Annotated in this window: 8 protein-coding genes; 4 read left to right on the forward strand and 4 right to left on the reverse strand. The window is 43.8% G+C overall.

What is annotated here, in order from left to right:
• Positions 1 to 341: 341 nt before the first annotated feature.
• Positions 342 to 4,757 carry a pullulanase-type alpha-1,6-glucosidase gene (pulA, locus tag AC3CID_RS22485; protein ID WP_488527506.1) on the forward strand — a complete coding sequence of 1,472 codons (4,416 nt, stop codon included), beginning with the start codon at positions 342 to 344 and terminating at the stop codon, positions 4,755 to 4,757.
• Positions 4,758 to 5,034: 277 nt separating this feature from the next.
• Here pulA and AC3CID_RS22490 read toward each other — a convergent pair whose 3' ends face one another.
• Positions 5,035 to 5,946, reverse strand: coding sequence for a LysR family transcriptional regulator (locus AC3CID_RS22490; protein ID WP_145562510.1), 912 nt, complete (start codon positions 5,944 to 5,946; stop codon positions 5,035 to 5,037).
• 194 nt (positions 5,947 to 6,140) lie between these two features.
• Here AC3CID_RS22490 and AC3CID_RS22495 point away from each other — a divergent pair, with 194 nt between their 5' ends.
• The 3 genes from AC3CID_RS22495 (at position 6,141) to AC3CID_RS22505 (ending at position 12,315) form a co-directional block, all read left to right on the forward strand.
• Positions 6,141 to 7,772, forward strand: a complete 1,632-nt coding sequence (locus AC3CID_RS22495) for a glycoside hydrolase family 13 protein (protein ID WP_171329993.1) — start codon at positions 6,141 to 6,143, stop codon at positions 7,770 to 7,772.
• Between the two features lie 469 nt (positions 7,773 to 8,241).
• Complete coding sequence (gene malE, locus AC3CID_RS22500) at positions 8,242 to 9,420, forward strand: maltose/maltodextrin ABC transporter substrate-binding protein MalE (protein ID WP_004732148.1); 1,179 nt, start codon at positions 8,242 to 8,244, stop codon at positions 9,418 to 9,420.
• A 33-nt stretch (positions 9,421 to 9,453) separates the two neighbouring features.
• Complete coding sequence (locus AC3CID_RS22505; RefSeq protein ID WP_488527507.1) at positions 9,454 to 12,315, forward strand: amylo-alpha-1,6-glucosidase; 2,862 nt, start codon at positions 9,454 to 9,456, stop codon at positions 12,313 to 12,315.
• 104 nt (positions 12,316 to 12,419) lie between these two features.
• On the opposite strand, the gene AC3CID_RS22510 is transcribed toward AC3CID_RS22505, so the two are convergent.
• From AC3CID_RS22510 to AC3CID_RS22520, 3 genes are all read right to left on the reverse strand, one after another.
• On the reverse strand, positions 12,420 to 13,244 hold the full coding sequence (locus AC3CID_RS22510) for an alpha/beta hydrolase (RefSeq protein ID WP_488527508.1): 825 nt from the start codon (positions 13,242 to 13,244) through the stop codon (positions 12,420 to 12,422).
• A gap of 151 nt (positions 13,245 to 13,395) precedes the next feature.
• The gene (locus tag AC3CID_RS22515; protein WP_114634619.1) at positions 13,396 to 14,280 is read right to left on the reverse strand and encodes a MalM family protein; all 885 of its coding nucleotides are present in this window, start codon (positions 14,278 to 14,280) and stop codon (positions 13,396 to 13,398) included.
• 77 nt (positions 14,281 to 14,357) lie between these two features.
• Positions 14,358 to 15,686 (reverse strand): carbohydrate porin, encoded by a 1,329-nt coding sequence (locus AC3CID_RS22520; RefSeq protein ID WP_114634617.1) that lies wholly within the window; start codon positions 15,684 to 15,686, stop codon positions 14,358 to 14,360.
• Between the last annotated feature and the right edge of the window lie 333 nt (positions 15,687 to 16,019).

Here is a 16,019-nt window from a genome sequence, read left to right on the forward strand (position 1 = left end):
TGATTTTCGCACTAAGCACCCCCAATAAAGGGTGAATGAGTCACCCTTTATTTTCGATAAAAAACAAGATCGCTCTATATCGGCATTAAACTCACACTTCTGAGGAGTAGAGCTCATCCTCACCTCCTACTCCCATGCACTACGCCTTTACCTCATGAATAGTTAATTTGTGAGCGACTGATCAAACGTAATATTCATTTTAGTTATACAAAGCGTGACGACCTCACTGTATTTTCTAAATTTCCCTATCAAAAATAACTTTGGATATATCGCTCACACACCGTTCGACCTATTAAACACTACGATATTCACCTGAAATAAAAACTATATGGATATCAAACGTGAATACAAAAACCTTTAAGCTATCGACCTTATCCAAGGCTATGCTGCCAATTCTAACGGCAACAGTGATTGCGGGCTGTAATGATGATGACTCATCAAGTTATACCGCTCCTACACCATCAACCTCTGTACCCGCTGAAGTTGAACTTGCACCGAATGTCGCTCTCCCCGCTGCTGCTGCAACACCCGCAGCCACCGAAATTTCGGTTAGCTACATTGCAGATACAACATCTACGGTTTCTCGTATGGCGAATGCCACCACCGATTTTAGCCAATGGGTATTGGAGTGTGGTGATAAATCATTCACTGCAGCATCGTCAGATAACTTCGGACCGACCTGGCTAGTAACCGCAACAGAAGCACAAGGCGCGTGCAGTATTTCAGATGGCACAACCCAACAGGCAACAGTCACGTTAGACAGCAGTGATGCAGGTAAGTCATTGGGTGTGACTCACACTGGCGACAAAGTTGAAGGTTCTCGCCAAGACACCATGATGATGGCTCACGGGCTTGACCAAACCGGTACTGATGTAAAATTGCCCGAAGTCGCAGCCCCTGGTGAATTGCCAGCTCCACCGTCTGGTCACTTTGCATTGCACCTATACGATGCACTAGGTGATTACAAAGAAGAAGGTGCAGAGAAAAACGGCTACGCAAACTTAAACCTGCATATCTGGAATAACGCAAATTGTGCCGCAGCAGGTGAAGACTACCTAAATGGTGGATGGGACGACGTAAGCGTAACACCAGATGCCTCTGATGAGTTTGGTCCCGTTTGGTATGTACCGGTTACTGATGATGCCACTCAATGTTTCAACGTAATTTTCCGTAATGCCAACAAAGATAAGCTTATTGGTAACGACCTTGTGATTGATATTTCAGGTCAAGCAGATAACCCAGGCGTCACTTATATTCCTGGCAGCGGAACGTCTTACCCAACCCGAGATGATGCATTTGCAGTAGGCGGTCCATCTTCAGAATTCACTATTGATACCGTTGGGGCAATTTTACTTGATGACAACACCATGGTGTGGCGTGCAGGCAGCGGTGCTGACCTTGTGCAAATCATGTTCAGCTCAAACGGCAAGTACGATGTATCAGAAAACGGTGTCGTCACCGGTGCCTCAATCAAGCTTACTGGTGCAACACTAACAGAAGCGCAAAAAGCACAATTCCCACACCTTGCTGACTACCCAGCATTTGAGGTGCCAGATCTTCCAACGGATCTGTCATTGGCTTCTTTGATGAAAGGCAGCTTAATTGCGATTGCTTCTTCAAACGGTGCTGCGAATGAACCATCAGAGCTGCGTTCTTCTACTGCGATTCAGTTTGCTGGCGCAATTGATGCTATTTTTGCTGAAGATGCAGCAGACCTAGAATACGGTCCAATTTATGGTGATGACGGGGTGACCTTCCGCCTTTGGGCTCCAACAGCTTCTGAAGTTGAATTGGTGGTTTACAACAGCGACAAGTCTGAAGCTTCACGTCACGCAATGACTGAAGATACTGCTTCTGGTAGCTGGAGCGTTGAACTAGAAACTGACGCGGTAGACAACAAATTCTACCGTTACGCAATGAAAGTGTTCCAACCAAGAGAGCAAAAAGGTTACGGCTACGAAGTAACTGACCCGTACTCAGTGAGCCTTTCAACAAACTCTCTATACAGCCAAGCCATCGATTTAGATTCAGATGATTTGAAACCTGCTGGTTGGGACGGTTTAGACGCACCACACTCTCAAAATCCTGAAAATGGTGATTTGTCTAACATGGTGATTTACGAATCTCATGTCCGTGACTTCTCGGCTCAAGATGCAAGTACAGACAACAAAGGTAAGTACCTCGCCTTCACCGAGCAAAATTCGGTTCCAGTAAACCACCTAAAAGAGCTAAGTGATGCGGGTATGACTCACCTGCACTTAATGCCTGTGTTTGATATCGCGACGATCAACGAAGACCCTGATCAAGTTGCTAATATCAACGAACCATTTAGCAAACTATGTTCACTGAATGCGTCTGTTGAAAAAGATGACCGATTCAGTGGCTACTGTACAAGTGGTGGCACTATTGCTGACGCATTTGAAGAGCTAAAAGCAAGCGATTCAAAAGAGAACCCAGTGGTTGAAGGGCTTAACGAATACGTCCGTTCAGTCGACTCATACAACTGGGGCTATGACCCATTCCATTACACGGTTCCTGAAGGTTCATACTCTAGCGATGCAGAAGGTACCGCGCGTATCCTAGAATTCCGTGAAATGGTGAAGTCAGTTAAAGAAGACATCGGCATGAACGTCGTTGTGGATGTGGTGTACAACCATACCAACGCTTCAGGCATGAACGACAAGTCGGTACTGGATAAAGTGGTTCCTCTTTATTACCAACGCTTAGTACCAGATACAGGCCTAGTAGAAACATCAACCTGTTGTGAAAACACAGCACCTGAAAATGCCATGTTTGCCAAGCTGATTGATGACTCTATCCAAACTTGGGTTGAAGCTTACAAAATTGATGCTTTCCGTTGGGACTTAATGGGTCACCACCCACTTTCACAAATGGAGCAAACTTTAGCGGCAGCTCGTGAAGTCAACTCTGAAGTTTACTTCTACGGTGAAGGCTGGAACTTTGGTGAAGTTGAGAACAACAAACGTTTTGTACAAGCAACTCAACCGAACCTTGGCGGCACTGGTATTGGTTCATTCTCAGACAGATTGAGAGATGCAGTACGTGGCGGTAGCCCATTTGATGAAGCTAACGGCATCCGTGAAACTCAAGGTTTTGCTACTGGTGCAGCAGTATTACCTAATGAGTTAAGCCGAGATGCAGAAGGCAATGTGTCTGATGCAGAATTAGCTCGCGCACTTCACCAAACTGACTTAACTCGCTTAGGTATGGCTGGCAACTTGAAGAAATTCAAGATGGTCGATTACGAAGGGACCACTCAAGTAGGTTCAAGCATTGACTATAACGGCCAGCAAGCAGGTTACGCAGAACAGCCTTGGGAAGTTCAAAACTACGTTTCTAAGCACGATAACCAAACGTTCTGGGACATCAACATGTACAAAGTGCCTTCAGAGGCATCAGTTGAAGTTCGCGTTCAAATGCAGTCTGTTGGTATGGCGACCGTTCTACTAGGTCAAGCAATGCCGTTCAACCATATGGGGGGGGAACTGCTACGTTCTAAATCAATGCAGCGTGACTCTTACGACTACGGTGATTGGTACAACCTTGTCGACTTTACTCTTGCAGACAACAACTGGAACAAAGGTTTACCTGCAAAAGATAAAGACTTCGCTAACTATGATTTGATCAGCCAAGTAACGGCCGACGTTAACGCGCACCCACAAGCTAAAGACTTGGAATTGATGTACTCAAATTACAAAGAAATGCTACGCATCCGTAGTGCTTCTGATTTGATGACACTGCCAAGTGCTGAAGAAATCATGAAACGTGTCGACTTCCGTAATTCAGGCAAAGGTCAAACACCTGGTTTGATTGTGATGACTATTGATAACGGTTCAACACAAACGACGGACCTAGATTCTAGTCTTGATTCAATCGTAGTGGTTATTAACGCATCACCAGAAACTCAAGTAGTGGGTGACTTCGTTGACCATGAGAGCAATGCTATCGAACTGGCTGGATTTGCATTAAGCGAAGAACATGTGGATGGCGGCGTAGCCGGTGCTTCACAATTTGCTGAAGGTAAATTCTCGGTTCCAGCTTGGTCTAGCGCAGTGTTTGTACAAGCTCGTAATGGCGAACGTGGGCTAGGTTTACCAGTGAGTGAAAAACTTGATGATTTACCTCCATTTGGTAACACCAAGATCTACATTGCTGGTGACTTCCCTGCTGCATCTTGGGATCCATCAACTATCGAAGTACCTTACGCTAATGGCGGTTTGTATACAGTTCAACTAGGTCTTGCTAAAGATACTGGCTACAAATTTACTAAAGGCTCATGGGATACAGAAATTAGCTGTGGTGGTGATAACTGCCCAAGTAACTTCTCTGAAATGGGTATGTACGAGTTTACACTTGATGCAACCAATGCTGAGACACCAGTTGTGGTTGATGCAGTATTAAGTGAAAGCTATGTAGGCAAAACTTGGTTCATTCCAGGTACTATCTCTGGAGATTGGGCACACGGTGATGCACAGAAAATGACGTCAGATGCTGATAAGCCTGAAATGATTTCATTTACAACAGCGGAGCTGACTGCCGGTGAAACTACTCAGTTTAAAATGACTTGTGGTAACTGGGGCGAATGTGAACATGCCTTTAATGATGTTGTTCAGGGTTCTGAATCTCTAGAGATTACTGACTCAAGCGGCAATATTGCTTTCACTCCTGCAACAGCGGGTAGCTACCAAGTGGCATTCAACATACTAAACAAAGAGCTAACAATTACGGCTAAGTAACTTTAGTCAATGTAATATGAAAGCGTAATGTTGGGCTGCTCTAAAACAGCACCAACTAAAAGCAAGCGCCAACCTACATAAGGTTGGCGCTTTTTCGTTTCTAGACCTTTGTTTTCTAGTGCATTAATTTCTAGTGCATGAGTTTCTAGAAACGTAGCTTCAATAGCCTTAAGCAAGTCGCTATATACAAATCAGTTTTTGGTTCAGCTTGAAGCTAGGTTTGACATAGCTTGTATCTTGATTTGGCATAGCTTAGAAGCCGCCTTACATAACTGCTTTAAATTGATTCCTGCAAAATCTGCACAAATCGTTGTATCTTTTGGTCATCAATACCTTGCTTGGTATAGATCCCGACATTACCTAACCTTTCTTCATTCACCAGTAAGGTTTCAATCTCTCGCTCTTTCATCCAAGCGCACATTTTCTGACTATATGGCATCACCGCATCGGTCATTTTCAACATATCAATGCTGGCGAAAAGTGAATCTACATCATACACATCGCGCCCAACCAATTGGCTTTCCATTGCATCTTCTTGGGAATTAACATGATCAGAGAGAACCGAATTGTGCCTTGAATGCTCAGGCGTCACTCGTAATAACGGGTACTGTTCTTGACTCTTCAATTGATCACTAATACCCAATTTTTTCTTAGTCAGCAGCGGGTGATCTTTTCGAACAAAAATGGCTTCTTTATCTTGAAACAAAGGGTGAAATGTCACTTTACAGCGTTCATGTAAACCTGTCACTTCATGCCCCACAAACAAATCGATATCACCTTGAACAAGGTGGTGCATCAAAGACAAGTTATTTCCAAATTCCAAATGCAATGAGCAAGCGGGCTCTATTAGTTTGTATTCTTTAACAGAGTGGCAAACAAATTGTTCCCACCAAGCTTCCCCGGTTCCGAGCTTCAATTTACCTAATTGTCGCTGCTGCATATCAGTAAAGCGGTGCATCAACGACAGATGCTTTTCTTGCTGTTCTTGTGCAAACTCCCGAAACAACACCCCGTACTCGGTAAGCTCAACGCCTTTTGACTTGCGAGTAAAAATAGCAACACCAACATCACTCTCTAATTTCTTGATCGCCGCGGTCAAGGAGGGTTGGCTAATATTCAGCTTTTCTGCTGCACCTTTAATGCTGCCTGTATGCGCAACCATCAGAAAGTATCGGTATAGCTTGTTCATAGGATTCTCTTAGTTTGCATTCGATCACAAAATGCGAGGTTAGAAATTCAACAAATTAAACCACTGAACACAGTGCGCAATGGATAGAGCTCATGATATAGGATTTTTCTATAGAGAGCATTAGTAATGCTATTTCCCACAGAAAGGTGAAATCACTATAGTAAAGTCAATTAACTCATTAAGTGGACATTGAGATGGAACAGAAATGGTGGCATGACGCAGTGGTCTACCAAATTTACCCGCGTAGCTTTTTAGACTCGAATAATGACGGTATCGGTGACCTAAATGGAATCATCAGCAAACTGGATTACCTAAAGGAACTTGGCATTAATGTCATTTGGCTATCTCCAGTTTATCAATCTCCAATGGATGATAATGGCTACGACATCTCGGACTACCAAGCGATTGCTGAAGAGTTTGGCACGATGGAAGAGATGAAACTCCTGATGGATGAAGCGAAGGAACGTGACATTAAGATTGTTATGGATTTAGTGGTAAACCATACGTCAGATGAACACCGTTGGTTCGAACAAGCACGCTCTTCAAAAGACAATCCGTATCGAGACTATTACATTTGGCGCGATGCGCAACCGGATGGCAGTGCACCGGATGACCAAGGCTCTATCTTTGGCGGAAGTGCTTGGCAGTGGGATGAACTCACACAACAATATTACTTCCATCTATTTTCGAAACGTCAGCCAGATTTGAACTGGGAAAACCCGAAGGTTCAAGAAGAAGTTCATACTATGATGAACTGGTGGATTGACCTTGGTATAGGCGGCTTCCGCTTAGATGTGATTGATCTTATTGGTAAAGAGATCGATAAAGGAATCACTGGGAACGGACCAAGGCTGCACAAGCTATTACAACAAATGAATCAGGCGACCTTTGGTAACAAGGATTTGTTAACCGTAGGAGAAACTTGGGGCGCGACACCAGAAATAGCCAAGCTATACAGCGGACAAGATAGAAATGAACTTTCTATGGTATTCCAATTTGAGCACATCACCCTGACATGGGAAAACGGTGACAAATGGAACCCTATTCCGCTTGATCTTCGAGAGTTCAAAAATGTGCTGACTAAGTGGCAGCTCGAGCTGGCTGATGGTGGCTGGAATTCCCTTTTTTGGAACAACCACGACTTACCACGTTTGGTGTCAAAATACGGTGATGACAAACACTTCCGAGTTGAGTCAGCAAAAATGCTGGCAACGTGTTTGCACTTCTTAAAAGGCACACCTTACATTTATCAAGGTGAAGAGATTGGCATGACCAATGTCGCTTTTGACAATCTAGACCAATATAAAGATATTGAAACGCACAATTTCTATAAAGTAAAAACGGAATCGGGTGTCACTCATGAACACATGATGGACGCCATTCACGAGAACAGCCGTGACAACGCTAGAACACCAATGCACTGGAACAACCAAACTAACGCAGGGTTCTCTGAGGGAACACCGTGGATTGAGCTGAATCCAAACTACCCAGAGATAAACGTCGAAAGTGCGTTGGCCGATCCAGGCTCAATATTTTACCACTACAAGACATTGATAGAGTTACGAAAAGCTCATCCAGCGATTGTCTACGGTTCATTTATTCCTGTTTTTGAAGAACACGACAAGGTTTTCGCCTACGTGCGTGAGTTGGATGGTGAGCAACTATTTGTCGTATGTAATTTCTCTGGTGACTCATTAACGCTTGACGTCCCTGAGCAATATCGTACTCAAACAGCAACTTGCCTAATCAACAATTATGGTGAGGTTTCGAGTCTCGACACGCAACTAAACTTAGCCCCTTATGAAGCATTCACTTTAAAACTGTAGCTATGGAGCTATGTCGCCATAAGAACTAACCCCCGAATAAAGGCAAGGTACCCCCTTGCCTTTTTTGTTGTTCTTTAGCGCGTAAACTTAACTGTCATAGCCGCATACCTAGCCGACATCGCTGTGTATTAGATCCAACATAAACATACATTTAACTCAACATGTCCGCATATTGAATCCGACATCGCATAAGCCAATATACGCAACGCTCTGCTTAGCGAGCGATAGCCAAATCACCATTAATTTGTTTGAGCCCGTCTTCACATTTCTTTTCACGTTCAACATCACAAAAGCTACACACTACCTCCAAAACACTAAGCTCACAATAATGATATAGATTTTTACTATACCTCTTAGCTGTTTACCTATTTCTCAAGAAGGGACGAAACCGATAAAATCACTCTCAGATAATAAGAACTGATAGAAGTGATTATCGTTATGGATAACCTTCTGAATATGGAATGAAACTATGAAACCTCTATTGAAAACACTGTCTATTTGTACCCTTGCTGCTCTTTTCAATGCACCGGCTTTTGCTATGGAAGAAGGTGAAATCACAATCTGGATCAATGGCGATAAAAGTTATGCTGGTCTTGCTGAAATTGGTAAACAATTCGAAGAAGATACTGGTGTAAAAATTAACGTTCAGTACCCAGATTCACTGGAAGCTAAATTCCAACAACACGCAGCAACAGGCGGCGGCCCTGACATCATTTTCTGGGCACACGACCGTTTTGGTGGATACGCAGAATCAGGCCTACTTCACGAACTTAATCCAAGTAAAGAATTCAAAGAAAAGCTTGTCGACTTCAGTTGGGATGCGGTAACAGTCAACGGTAAAGTTGTGGGGTACCCTTTAGCAATCGAAGCACCTTCTCTAATCTACAACAAAGACCTACTTCCAAACCCACCAAAAACATGGGAAGAGCTTGCTGCCATTCAGAAAGAGATGGCTAAGCAAAACAAAAAAGCCATCATGTGGGATGTAAAAAATGCGTACTTCACGTGGCCGATGATCTCTGCCGGTGGTGCCTTTGCGTTTGAAAAAACAGCAACAGGGTATGACGCCAAGAGCACAGGAGTTAACAATGCAGCAGGTGTTCGCGGCCTTCAATTCCTGGTTGATATGGTAAACCAAGGGGTAGTTAACCCGAATATGGATTACTCAGTAGCAGAAGCAGAGTTCACTAATGGCAATGTGGCAATGACCATTAATGGCCCTTGGTCTTGGGGTAACTTAGACAAGCTTGGTGTTAATTATGGGGTTGCGGAGCTGCCGACATTAAATGGCGGTAAAGGTAACCCATTTGTTGGAATCCTAAGTGCGGGTATCAATGCTGCGAGTCCAAATACTGATCTTGCTGTCGAGTTCTTAGAAAACTACCTATTCCAAGACGACGCTCTGAAAACCATGAATGATGACAAGCCTCTTGGCGCGGTGACACTAAAGTCATTCCAAAAGATTCTTGAGAGCGATGATCGCATCAAATCAACCATGACGAATGCTGAAAACGGCGAAATCATGCCAAACATCCCGCAAATGACGGCTTACTGGTTTGCTGAAGGTGCGGCTATCGATAACGCAATGCAGGGTAAGCAAACCGTTAGAGAAGCACTAGACACAGCAGCAAAACAAATTACCAAATAACCTTTATTATTATTATTAATATCCTATTGTCCTTTGGCACAGCGCATGCTGTGCCTTTTTTGTTTTGGAAATCAACTCGCTATGCAAATCCCTACTCTTTACCTAAAAGGTACGTTCAATGGCTGGGGGTTAGACACCCCATTGTTCAAAGAGCAAGACGGCTCCTACAGAGCAAACTTATGCTTATCTACCGACCTTTATCGCTTCAAAATTTCGGATTCAGATGGCACCAAGCAATGGACACTTTCAGGGCATGAAAGTGAAGCCACTCTCTGTGAATTGGAACAAGCAATGCCGCTTATCAATACACAAGGTATTGGCAATGATCTGCTGCTCTCTCCTGTTGTCGCTGGTCAATACTCCTTGAAGGTGCAATTCGGCTCTTCGACGCCAACGATCACCGTAACCAAAGGGGAATACAATGATCTATCAACACCTCAACGAAAGCCTGTTAACACACGTCTGATAGAGGTTGAGACAGAGGAGTCGCAGCCTAGCTGGCAATACCCTGAATTTTCAATGCCACATGACCAACTGTTCCAAGAGCTCACCATCTCAGAGACACAGTCATTCCCGTTTGTGTTCGGGGATAATGTCGATGGTTACTATCATGGAGCAACCTATAGCTATATAAACGGTGGCAGATATCGTCATCACCAAGGTTGGATACTGGGAACCTTCTCCAGCTATACCAACGGCAAATTCAATAATAAGTTAGAGGCTGAGCGTGCCAGCCTGACGCCTTATGGTATTGAACATCATTATGAGAATAGTCGAGAGTCACTGAGCCTAATTCAAGGTTCTAGACTTGTATCACTTACGGTTTCGTCCAACAAACCGAGCGCTTTAAGCCTAATTCCAGAACTCAACATACCGACAACGCACTCTAAAGTTCATACCTCAGACTCAAATATCGTCATAGAACTCAGCCCTCAAGTTTGCCCAGACGGCTGCCCAAGGTTTGTCGCCATCGCAAGCAATCATGCAGTACATGCACGAGAGATCTCGCTAGACGCTCAGCCTGAACTTCGCGACCTAGTTCAGCTCTCAGAGAGCAATACAAAGCTCATGCTCACGACGTCAGATAAACAAACTGAACTTGTCGTCTACCTCGGCTTTGCTGAAACTCTTGAAACCGCTAGCTCATTGGTTAATCAAGCGGTCAAAAATAACGAACACGTTCTTCACCAACAGCGGATTTATGAGTTCTTAACCAATAATTATTTGTGGACCAACGACCTTGAATATAACCGAGCCGTTATGTGGTCACGCCTTGCAAGTCGAACCTTTGTGAGTCATGAGTTCGGCACGGGCATATGGGCTGGCTTACCTTGGTTTAAGGACTGTTGGGGTCGCGATACCTTTATCGCCTTGTCGGGAACAAGCTTGGTCAATGGGCTGTTTAGTGAAGCAAAAGAGATCATTGAAAACTTTGCGTCCATGCAGATGCTCGACGAAAATTCCGCGAATTACGGGCGAATACCGAACCGAGTGACCAGTAAAACGAACATCATTTATAACACCACCGATGGTACTCCTTGGATGATTCGTGAAGCCCTTGAGTACATCAACTATTCTGGCGATGTGGCTTTCGCTAAGGCCATTTACCCTACTCTCAAGCGTTTCATCACGGGTGTCGAAAAACACTACTTGAATAAAGATGGCTTAAATGAAGATTATTCGAATAAAGATAGTCTGATGGCACATCGCCACCCTGATACGTGGATGGATGCAAAAATTGACGGGATGACACCTTGGTCTCCTCGCGGGCCTAAAGCCAATGACATCCAAGCTTTGTGGTTTGAAAGCTTAAACTGCGCGATTCAACTCGCTAATCTGGTGGGCGACTCTGAATCAGAAAAGAGCTGGACAATCCAAGCAGGAAAAGTGAAAGAGAGTTTCGCCACTAAATTTTGGGATGATAAAAACCATCGCCTAGCCGATCATTTATCGCAAGGTGATGTGCCTGATTATAGCGTGCGCCCGAATCAGTTGATGACGATTTCAATTCCTCAGAAAAATCAGCTTAATCAGAATGAAATAGAGCAATATATCGTCAAGAACGCGATAGAAACGCTATTGTTCCCATGGGGCATCTGCTCGTTGCAACAAGAGCATGTCGATTTTCATCCTTATCACGACAATCAAGCCATGTACCACAAGGACGCGGCTTATCACAACGGGACGATCTGGGGGTGGAATGCGGGCTTTACCATTACGGCGCTCAACAAGTTTAAGCAGCAAGATCTCAGTTACCAACTATCCAAAAACTTGGCAAAACAGATCCTTACACAAGGCTGTAGAGGGACAATGAGTGAAAATTTAGACGCTTTCCAAGATAGTGACCGCGACCTTGTAGAATCAGGCACGTTTGCTCAAGCCTGGTCTGTTTCAGAATACGCTCGTAACGCGCAACAGGACTATTTGGGATATTGCCCGCGCTTATTGGACAATCAGATACACCTAACACCAAATTTCCCAAGTTGTTGGAGCGAATTAGTGGCTTCGTTGCCTTTTGGTCAAGGAAACCAGCTACGACTGTCATTTGAATCTAAAAATGGGATTTCTCATTACAAGATTCAGTCAAATCTAGAAGATACGGTAAGTCCCGAAATCACATTAGTTCTTAAACTGGATATCGACCAAAAATCTGTGGCTGTTATCTCAACACCATTAGCACAATCGTTGGAGATCATGATCGACAGTCATCAACAACAGGTCACGGTTAACGACAAACAAGCGCAGTTTGAGATTCAACCAAAGCCAAATAACGCCATCTTACGCGATTTACAGTTTGCCAAGCCCGACTTTGCAAGACAACACAACAGCTTGATGAGTAAGGACTACTTGTTGAACAAGCGCAATAAGCAAAAATTGTCAGCAGCTAAGGACTAACTTCGCTGATATTAAGCCTATCGCTTTATAGACGTATAAAGCGATAGAAAAGCAGGCCTAATACACCGGTTACGAAGACAAGAACGGAGTTAGGCCTTCTTTTATTATCTAAAAATAAAGTCGATAAAATCCGGGAATCGCAACGACCAAGCCAGTTCATTGTGTTGATGACCTTGTCCTTCTTGATAAAACAGCGTCACGTTCGGCTTTTGAGTGAGTAACGTGTTCATTGCCCTTGAACCACTCAGATAAACGTCAGCAAAATCTACGCTTGCCTCTTCACGAGCTTCATTCGTTCCCATATCCATATATATTTTCGTTGGAGACAGAAAGCTAAACTCTTTCATATACTCGAAGTATGAGGGTTTATTGAACCAAAACGCCGGAGAGAAAACCCCAAGCACGCCAAAGGTATTCTGGTACAGTGAGCCGCCATACAAGCTTATTAACCCGCCCATGGAACTGCCAGCAAGATACGTAAACTCTCGGTTCGGCTTTGTTCTGTATGTTTGGTCTATATAAGGTTTCAATGTTTGACAGATAAACGCCATATACTCGTCCCCTTCACCACCAAATTTAAGTAACTCCTCACCAACACCCAACTCTTTTATCTCTTGATTGGCGCGCCAAGGCGAATACTCATTATAACGCTCCATGCCATCAAGCTCATGACTGCTGTCGATTGCGACAACAATTAACCCTGATAACTTACCGAGCCTTTGCAACTCATTGAGTGTCGTTTGTGCATCCCAACACATCCCATACGTCGCTGTAGACTTCTCAAAGACATTCTGCCCATCATGCATGTATAAGACAGGGTAAGCGTGCTCTTCTTGGTGATACCCCGCGGGAAGATAAATGCGGAGCGTTCGAGTTCGATTCAACTGTGGAATAAAGAACTCATCGATAATAATCAATTCAGATTGCATAACGACCTCTAAACTTGAAGCGTCTATAAATTCGGATACAAAAAACGCCCCTTTAAAGGAGCGTTCTATCTTTATCTTTATCTAAGCGACTAAGATACTGGGCTGCTAAACCATTCAGCCTACTAATCTATTACGTTATTAAGCTAACAAGCTATTTTGCGTTGACGGCTCGCACAAAAGCTTCTTGTGCGCCTTCAACATTAAGTGCCTTCGCTTCATCTAGCAAACCTAAAGCTTTCGGTATGTCACCCGATTTCACCGAATTTTGTATAGCGGACAAATAGAAGTCTTTTGTCTCTTGCTGCACACGTATCTGCGTGTCTGCTTTCTTCGGTGCTACTGCTGTAGTCGTTGCCAGAGCGACAGGTGCCGCAACAGCAGCCACTGGTACTACAGCAGGTTTAGCACGGTAAGGGCGAAGCTTTAGAGTTTCGACTTCTAACTCTAGACGCCCACCTAGTTGGTTGGTGTATACAGGATCGGTGACCATAGGCATCACTTCACCAAACTCTTTCGCGCGAACTTTCGCAGGATGATCAACTTTAATCGCTTTTCCTAGCTCATCAGCTGGTGTGTAGATAATGATGTAAGGTGTTTTACTTGCATCAACACGTAAGCGTTCAATGTAACTAGTGCGTGTAAACGCATCGGATGCTTGAACCTTAAAGTCTTCAAACTTCAATGTTTGCACTGGCTTAAAGTTCTCATCGAGAAGTATAGCTTCTGGAGCAAAAACCGAATCATCGATCATCAAACTGGATAGCTTAACTACCATCTCACCTGAGCGTTCGCTGAACTTGAACGCTGCAAAGTGGCTATTACCGGTCGTAAATGTACCGACAGGTGAACCCAAGTCGATATCAAATTTTAAATCTTCATTGTCATTTAATCGAGCGTATGGGAATTGCGAAAAATCGCTGCAGCATACTTCTGCATTAGTAGGTGCATCTAATTTAGTTTGAACCTGAACATCTGAAGCACAACCGCTTAGCAAGGCACCTAGTACCACGGCTAACATAGAGCTTTTATTTGTCATTTTAATCTCTCTTACTATTGGTTGTTTGGAGGAAACAGAAAAAGGCAGCCAGTTGGCTGCCTTCTACTGCAAATGGTTTAGAACCAAATTTCAGTGTGCACACCGAATACAAACTGGTCATTACCGTTTTCGATACCAATTTGCTTAGCACTTGCATCGTCATCAGCTTTGATGTAGCTGATGTAAGGTTTTACCTGTGGACGACCGAAGTAATCTGAGTTTGCCGTAAATGCTGTAGCAATCTCTAAGTTAATGATGTTACTTTCTACATCGTCACCTGTACGACCCCAGTAACCTTCATCACCTTCTTCGTGACCGTAAGAAGCTGTTGCTTCTAGACGAATGTTGTCATTCAGTTTGTAAGAAGGACGAGCTGCAACAATATAACGTGTTAGGCCTTTAGCGCCCCAAAGTTCGTCAAGAGCTGTGATATATGTCGCTTCTGTACCAAGCTGCCATCTTTCTGAGATGTTTAGCACACCGTAAGAAGTCAAGAATAGAGACTCGGCATCATCATTACCGCCAGACCAGCCACCGAAGTTAACACCACGGTTTTGCATTACACCAGTACCGTATGCAATCGCGTTTTGTGTCCAACCGTCTAAGCCATAGTAGCTTGTATTAAGCGTTACAGATGCTCCGATACCGTCTTCGTTTTCATCGCCGTTTACAACTTTTTGACCGTATTTCAAATCAAAGTCTAGAGAGCCAATACCTGCATCTACTCCGTAGTAATATAAGTCTACAGAAGAAGCAGTAGTGCGCTCTGCACCTGGAGTTGAAGAACCAGCATCAGGGTCAGCCATTACATATGCGATACCAGCTGTGTTGCCACCTAACTTAGTTTGAATACCTGCACCGATACCAGATGATTGTTTCCAGAACTCACCAGACAAAATACCTGCAGCACGGTTTAAGAAGCGTTGACCACCCCAGATTGAAGTGTCGTCACCTAGAATACCACCTAACTCAACATATGCTTCTTTTACTTCAAATTGTGCTGTGGTGTTATCTTTTTGGCTACCGGATGAAGAGTAAGCGTAAGAGTTACCATTACCATACTCAGTACGTAGAACGTAGTCAGCCCAAACACCATTTTGGTATTCAGAGTGCTTCTTAACTACAAACTCAACTTGGTTTGTACTCTTACCGTGAGTACCAGCCGTTTTGTAATCTGGCTTACCAAATTCAGTGTCTACTGTTTTACCATCTACTACACGAACGTTGGAAGACATATAACCATGCACTTCCCAACCGTCAGCGATAACATCAGTAGGGTTTTTCACCTCTACTTCCATTGCAGAGTCACCGCTTGTTACATCCAGTGCAACTTCATTCTCAGCAAATGCAGAACCAGCCATAAGTGCAGTAGTCACCGCTGCAGCAATCAAACTTACTTTTTTCATTCTTAACTCCATTAAGGACGATTTATTATTAGGTTTTATATTTTTGCTCTCTTGCGACAACCAAAGGCAGTTATGGCGGACGTAAGATAGAGAGGTTTAGGGTTGCCCCTGATTCGTTTCAACGGAGCCAATATTAAGAGGGGATGACAAGTTTGACTTCCTCCGCCCTGAACTAAATTAAGGGGGATGAGAAGGGAGTAGAAATTATACGGAACGGTGTTTACAGGAGTTAGATCACTTAATCTAGGAGGAGTAGGCAGCACACAGATCTAATTATTCACCTTAAGTGAGATCTACTTCAAATATATAATTTGAACCTAATCGGTAAATTAT

The sequence above is a fragment of the Vibrio sp. QJM3NY_21 genome, from assembly GCF_057785975.1.

Coding starts and splice junctions, on each gene's coding strand:
- AC3CID_RS22490 (WP_145562510.1), bottom strand. CDS start 5,946: ATGAACAAGCTATACCGATACTTTCTGATGGTTGCGCATACAGGCAGC.
- AC3CID_RS22495 (WP_171329993.1), top strand. CDS start 6,141: ATGGAACAGAAATGGTGGCATGACGCAGTGGTCTACCAAATTTACCCG.
- malE (WP_004732148.1), top strand. CDS start 8,242: ATGAAACCTCTATTGAAAACACTGTCTATTTGTACCCTTGCTGCTCTT.
- AC3CID_RS22510 (WP_488527508.1), bottom strand. CDS start 13,244: ATGCAATCTGAATTGATTATTATCGATGAGTTCTTTATTCCACAGTTG.
- AC3CID_RS22515 (WP_114634619.1), bottom strand. CDS start 14,280: ATGACAAATAAAAGCTCTATGTTAGCCGTGGTACTAGGTGCCTTGCTA.
- AC3CID_RS22520 (WP_114634617.1), bottom strand. CDS start 15,686: ATGAAAAAAGTAAGTTTGATTGCTGCAGCGGTGACTACTGCACTTATG.